Source organism: Acinetobacter johnsonii, assembly GCF_048551975.1.
Taxonomy (GTDB): Bacteria; Pseudomonadota; Gammaproteobacteria; order Pseudomonadales; family Moraxellaceae; genus Acinetobacter; species Acinetobacter johnsonii_A.
The window spans coordinates 123438-129878 of record NZ_JBIMCF010000009.1 but is presented as its reverse complement, the minus strand read 5'-3'; the positions used below and the strand labels follow the sequence as shown (position 1 = coordinate 129878).

Below are 6441 nucleotides of genomic sequence, written 5' to 3'. Positions count from 1 at the left end.
TTTTGGGAAAAAAGAAGAGTTTAAGGAAATTTTGGCAATTTTAAGAAGGCAGAAGCCTGATAGGATAAGGGTTCTGTGAAATTTGTCGTGTACAGAGAGTAATTATAAAAGCGATGCCACCCAGCAGCAGGACATAGATCGTACCCAATTTAGTCTTGAACATATTTATAAACCTGAGACATTGGTGCTATTTGATCAGCTGAAAAGCAAAATCTGGTATCAGGAATCAAATAGCGAAACCGCGACTTCATTTATGAATAATGCGAATACGAAACGTGATTTCTCAACCACTTATAAAGAAAAAAATACAGGGATTAAGTTTGATGCATCGAAGAACTTAGAGCAGCAGACTTTAAAATATGGTCTTGCAGTCGACCAAAAAGATTATTCCAGTACCAAAGTCGATTTACGCAATGGTGCAACACTACCAACACTCTACCAAGATGGTTATTTACTGGATTCTGAGTTAAAGCGTTACACAGCCTATTTCTCAGATGAAATTCGTTTGGGGCTCTTTGGTCGTGACTTAACCCTAACACCATCGCTTCGTTTTGAACGACAGGAGTATCGACCAGATTCTTCAAGCTATAGTGATGTCCAAGCACGTGACTTTAGTTATGTTTCGCCGAGTTTTGCGGCCAGCTATCAATTTACTCCTGAAAACTACAGTTATTTTAAATACACCCGCGGTACACGTATTCCATCACCTACTGAGATAGGCGGCATCTATCAAACCACCGCAGGCAATCCAAGTTATATCGTGATTGGTAACTCGAATCTTGATGAAGAAACCAGTGATGCATTTGAAATTGGACTGAGAAATACTTCAATTGATGGTATCAAGTTTGATATCACAGGTTTTTATACCAAATACAGTGACTTCATCGATTACCACAACTATGGCACCACCCCACAATATCCTTATGGTTACTACCGTGCAGAAAACCTAGCCAATGCCGAAATTTGGGGCGGTGAGTTGTCTACACGTATTGATTTGGCGCAATTTATTCCACACTCGGATGGATTTAGCCTCGCTTTAGTGGCAGGTAAAAACAAAGGCACCGCAAAAAATAAAGATGGACTGAAAAGCGGAGTGAATTCAGTACAACCTGAAAAGGGCAGCCTCACCTTTGCTTATGATCATCCAGATAAAGTCTTTGGTTTAGGTCTAACTGCAACTGCGGTCGGGGACAAAATCGCATCTAAAGATGTGAGTACCTACCAAGATGACGTGGAGTATCAACATGTTGCAGGTTATGCCGTGTTTGATCTCTCAGCTTACTGGAATATGAATAAGTTCACTAAGTTGAATGTGGTGGTGAATAACATCTTTGATAAGACGTATTGGAACTATGCCGCAGTGGGCACCATTACAGGAACGAACCAAGCCAGTCTGATCGATCGTGCCGCAGAACCAGGTCGTAATATTGTCGCAAGTGTCGAATTTAAATACTAATTTCAAAGCTAGATAGAACAGGTATTCCATCCAGCAAACTTAACTTTAAGGAAATGAAATCATCATGAAAATCATGTCTACATGGGTAATGGGTATCACGATGCTCAGCGCTTCAGCGAGTGTTTTAGCTGCAGACAAAACAGCACAAACGGATACATACCAACAAGCTTATGCCATTCATGCGCTTTACCACCCAGAAAATAAACAACCGAGTGCTGCACTGGTAACACAGCAATATACGCAGGATTATGCCGCACTTTTTGCGAACACTAAAAAAGTGACAGCCGAACAGTTTGCACAATTTGAACAGGCACGTTTAGCCCCTGTACTTAAGCAACGACGTGAAATGTCTTTAAAACAGGCACATGTCCGTTATGGTATTTTAGATAAGAGTAAAGATCAAAAGTTAACGTTGAAAGAGTTCCAAGCCTCTGGTGAAAAAACTTTTGATGGTTTTGATCAGAACCAAGATGGTTTGATTAATGCTGAAGATGCAAAGTTGGCTGGGGCAAATACAGGAACACATGATGGTTTCCGTGTCAAATTACCCATTTCCATGCCAATGCAAAGTAATGTGAATGAGTTTATCGCGCAATATGGTCAGGGTAAAAATTATGTGACTTTGGGTGACTATCTAACAGCGCGGGATAAACAATATTTCGAGACCGATACTAATCAAGATTTGATTGTGACTGAACAAGAATATGTCGACGAGTTTATGCAACGTTTTGACCGTAATTTGGCGACTGGTACAACTCAAATGCAGGAGATTGCTGGACAGCAATTCAAAGCCATTGCAAAGGGTAAAACCACCATTAAAGTAAACGATATTAAACAGTATGCGAAAAAAGTAGGGCAAGCCTCAGCGCAATAAACCAGCCATACCTTTAAGCCATCTATGAATGGCTTAAAGGGAAAACTGATTTGTTGCATAAATATTTTGCAAGATACTGATTTTTAAGGGATTTGTGAGAATTTTAATGAAAATAAATATAATAAAATCATGGTGTTAGGTAGTTGTGCAACAAAGCCGGTACGGTTGAAGATACTGCTCCAATGGGTATTAAAATGGGCTTAAAAGCGCCGATTGGTATGCCAACCATTGGTGGCCCAATGGCGACGCAAGGTGGTTTAGTGTTCTTTGCTGCAACGCAAGACTTCTACTTGCGCGCCTTCAATTCATCGAATGGTGAAGAATTATGGAAAGCGCGTTTACCTGTAGGTAGCCAAGGGACATCGATGAGCTACATTTCTCCAAAAACAGGTAAGCAATATGTGGTTATTTCCGCTGGTGGAGCACGTCAGTCACTTGATCATGGTGATTATGTGGTTGCGTATAGCTTAGCCGATTAAAACGTTTTATTGTATGGGAAGCCTGTCGAGATGATAGGCTTCCCATTTTTATGGTAATAACAAGCAAGGAAATATTGTGCGATTAACTTATTTGATGCCTGCGCCTTTTAAACAAGCCTTATTGACTGCGGTTATTTTACAGTCTATCCATGCTTATGCGGAAACCACAGAATATCAACTTCCTGTCATCACCGTCCAAGCGATACATATCGATAGCGAGTTGTTATCGACTTCTGCATCCATTCAAAAAGTCCAAGCGGCTACAGTACAAAACAATGCTCATGTGAACCTATCGGAAGTCTTACAAGGGGTTGCAGGCTTACAAATTAATAACCGCGAAAACTATGCGCAAGACTTACAGATTTCGATGCGTGGCTTTGGCGCTCGTTCAACTTTTGGCGTGCGTGGCATTCGGATGTATGTCGATGGTATTCCTGCGACCATGCCTGATGGTCAAGGGCAAAGTTCCAATATTGACCTCAATAGTTTGGATCACATCGAAGTGCTGACAGGACCATTTTCATCTTTATATGGTAACTCATCAGGTGGAACCATCTTGACTGAGACCAAAGAAGGGCAAGGGAAAGACTCAATCCAAGTGGGTCTTAATGCAGGCAGCCACCATAAGCAACAAGCCAATATCCAATTACAAGGGGGTTCCGAACAGGCCAATCAACCTGCTTATGTGATTAGTTCTTCTTATTTTGATACCGATGGTTTTCGAGATCATAGTGCTGCACAAAAAGTATTAAATAATGCCAAACTGACGTGGAACTTAGAGGATGGCAGTAAAATCAACTGGGTCACCAACTATGTCAAAATCCATGCAGATGACCCAATGGGGTTAGAGCGTAAGGATTGGCAAGCAAACCCAAAACAAATTGCTCCTTATGTAAAAAATATGGGGTTTAACGCTCGCAAAGATATTGAACAAACTCAAACAGGTGTGACTTGGTTTAAACCGATTAATGATAAAAATGAACTCTATGCCATGGCATATTTAGGCAACCGCCAAGTCACTCAATATCAGGCAATTCCTAATGGGGCTACCTCCCAGAAGCTACCTACTCATGCTGGTGCTGTGATTGATTTCGAGCGTAATTATTATGGTGCTGATTTCCGTTGGACAGGTAAAGAGTTATTACCGAATACTACATTTAGTGCTGGTATTGCTTTAGACAATATGGATGAAGACCGTCAAGGCTATAATAATTTTGTAATGGTAAATGGTAAAGAATCTTATGGTGTTAAAGGTAATTTACGCCGTAATGAAAATAATACCCTGTGGAATTTAGATCCGTATGTACAAGCCTCATGGCAGTTTTTACCCACGTGGCATCTTGATACAGGCTTACGCTATAGCAATGTGCATTATGAGTCGGAAGACCATTACATCATTGATAAAAATGGCGATGACAGTGGTTCAACGGATTATCAGAAATTATTGCCATCTGTGGCATTAGGTTGGGAAATTTCACCTGAACTCTATGCTTATGCCAGTTATGGCAAAGGTTTTGAAACCCCAACCTTTACCGAAATGGCCTATAACACTGATCCTTCGAAATCGGGTATGAATTTTGCGTTAAAACCTGCGAGTAGTGATAATTATGAGCTAGGTTTAAAGTCGAAGAATCCATTCGGGCTCTTCACTTTAGCTGTTTTCCAGACAGATACAAAAAACGATATAGTGACAGCGGGAACACGTGATGGTCGTGCGACTTTTCGTAATGCAGATCAAACCACGCGACAAGGGTTAGAGCTCTCATGGCAACAAACGATCTGGAAACAGCTCAACATACAATCGAGCTTTAGTTATATCGATGCTGAATTTGATAGTTATACAGCAGAAATAGCGAATCCAAATAACCCAAATAGTCTATATGCAAAAGCAATTGATAAAGGAAATAAGATTCCCGGAGTTGCCAAAAACCAAGCGTTTACTCGTATTGTATGGCAACCTGAACAGGGCTTCCAAGCAGGCTTAGAAGCACGCTATATGGATAAAATGTATGTGGATGATATTAATTCAGATACAGCGCCAAGTTATACCGTCGTGGCTGCAAATGTCGGCTATGTATGGGTAAACGGTGATTGGAAAATCAACAGTTATGCTCGCGTAGATAACATGTTTGACCGTAACTATGTGGGTTCAGTCATAGTAAATGACAGCAATAGTCGCTTCTTTGAACCGGCCGATGGTCGAAACTTTAGCGTTGGCATGAGTGTGACCAAAGCCTTTTAATAAAAATGGTTTGGTTAGGCAAAAAATACGGCATAGCCAAACCAGATGAATTGCGCCATACGACTGCAAAAGACGCTTTTGTATGGGCGCTTAAACTATTTATGAGTTGCTTTGATATTCCTGAATCACTTCCAGTGCAGCACGGAACGCCTCTTGAGTTGCAGGTGCGCCGCAATAAGGCAAACTGTGTAAAAGAACTTCTTGAATTTCTTCAACCGTTGCACCGTTATTTAGCGCACCGCGAACGTGACCTTTCAGCTCAGTTGGACTCTTTTGTGCCGTCAAAAATGCAATGGTAATTAACGAGCGATATTTACGCGGTAATACACCTTCACGTTGCCATGTTGAGCCCCAAGCATGTTCATTAATCCAGTCCTGCAAAGGTTGGGTGAAAGGTACAGTATTGTCTTGAGCACGTTTAACAAAAGATTCGCCCATGACTTCTCTGCGAACTTTTAAACCATTTTCATAATCTTGTTGTGACATGGGAACCTCTGGATGTGGAATGCAAATATAGTAGCCGAGCGGTGTGGTTTTTCATCCGATATTTAGGTTAAAAAGATGTGCGTGGGAGTCATCATTCCCTAAATTTGGGAGTATAGAGATGCTCTTGATCAAGGTGATGATGGTTTTTATGTCTGATTTAAAGGCTATAAAGAAGCCTTTTCTAACTGAAAATCTTTTTGATTGAGCCCAATAACAAAGCAGCCGAAGCTGCTTTGAATGATGCTGTTTTGTACTTAAGCGACTTTAAAGTCATTGATGATAAGTTCTAATCCAGTCGCTTTCTGGATTTGTTCTAAGCTTACATCGTGTGCCAGTTCAACAAGTTTCATACCTTCAGCAGTGATATCCATCACGCCTAAGTCAGTAATGATACGGCTAACGACAGCTTTACCCGTGAGTGGTAGGGTACATTGAGGCACAATTTTTGGCGTGCCATCTTTGGCGCAGTGTTCCATGAGTACCACGACTTTTTGTACACCAGAGACCAAGTCCATTGCGCCGCCCATGCCTTTGACTTTTTTACCCGGAATCATCCAGTTTGCCAAGTCGCCCGTTTCAGAGACTTCCATTGCACCTAATATAGCAATATTGACATGACCACCACGAATCATGGCAAAGGATTCTGAGCTTGAGAAAAATGCAGCCCCTTTACGTGCGGTGACAGTTTGTTTTCCTGCATTAATCAAGTCTGCATCGACTGCATCACGGGTTGGAAACTCATCAATACCGAGCAAGCCATTTTCTGACTGTAACCAAACATTGATCCCTTCGGGTAGATAATTGGCCACTAAGGTCGGTAAGCCAATACCTAAGTTGACATAAAAACCATCTTCGAGTTCAAGGGCAGCACGCTGCGCCATTTCATTACGTGTCCAAGCCATAA

At 41.4% G+C, this 6441-nt stretch carries 5 protein-coding genes and 1 pseudogene; 4 read left to right on the top strand and 2 right to left on the bottom strand.

The genetic code is table 11. The annotated features are described in order from the left end of the window. Positions 1-82 precede the first annotated feature (82 nt). From ACG9ZB_RS09555 to ACG9ZB_RS09540, 4 genes and pseudogenes are all read left to right on the top strand, one after another. Positions 83-1456: a TonB-dependent receptor domain-containing protein gene (locus ACG9ZB_RS09555; RefSeq protein WP_419325496.1), complete on the top strand. Its 1374-nt coding sequence runs from the start codon at positions 83-85 to the stop codon at positions 1454-1456. Between the two features lie 64 nt (positions 1457-1520). After that, a complete protein-coding gene (locus ACG9ZB_RS09550) occupies positions 1521-2330 on the top strand; it encodes a hypothetical protein (RefSeq protein ID WP_419325495.1) in 810 nt (269 codons plus the stop codon). Between the two features lie 158 nt (positions 2331-2488). After that, positions 2489-2809 (top strand): annotated as a pseudogene (locus ACG9ZB_RS09545) (membrane-bound PQQ-dependent dehydrogenase, glucose/quinate/shikimate family); the annotation flags it as partial. 76 nt (positions 2810-2885) lie between these two features. Then, a complete protein-coding gene (locus tag ACG9ZB_RS09540; RefSeq protein WP_419325493.1) occupies positions 2886-5051 on the top strand; it encodes a TonB-dependent receptor domain-containing protein in 2166 nt (721 codons plus the stop codon). A 99-nt stretch (positions 5052-5150) separates the two neighbouring features. Here the strand turns inward: ACG9ZB_RS09540 and ACG9ZB_RS09535 are convergent, their stop codons facing one another. Both ACG9ZB_RS09535 and ACG9ZB_RS09530 read right to left on the bottom strand, forming a co-directional pair. Next, the gene (locus tag ACG9ZB_RS09535) at positions 5151-5537 is read right to left on the bottom strand and encodes a carboxymuconolactone decarboxylase family protein (protein WP_419325491.1); all 387 of its coding nucleotides are present in this window, start codon (positions 5535-5537) and stop codon (positions 5151-5153) included. A 254-nt stretch (positions 5538-5791) separates the two neighbouring features. Beyond that, positions 5792-6439, bottom strand: coding sequence for a CoA transferase subunit B (locus ACG9ZB_RS09530; protein ID WP_419325490.1), 648 nt, complete (start codon positions 6437-6439; stop codon positions 5792-5794). Between the last annotated feature and the right edge of the window lie 2 nt (positions 6440-6441).

What these genes read in the sequence shown, in the direction of transcription:
- ACG9ZB_RS09550 (WP_419325495.1), top strand. Translation starts at nt 1,521, where the DNA reads ATGAAAATCATGTCTACATGGGTAATGGGTATCACGATGCTCAGCGCT.
- ACG9ZB_RS09535 (WP_419325491.1), bottom strand. Translation starts at nt 5,537, where the DNA reads ATGTCACAACAAGATTATGAAAATGGTTTAAAAGTTCGCAGAGAAGTC.
- ACG9ZB_RS09530 (WP_419325490.1), bottom strand. Translation starts at nt 6,439, where the DNA reads ATGGCTTGGACACGTAATGAAATGGCGCAGCGTGCTGCCCTTGAACTC.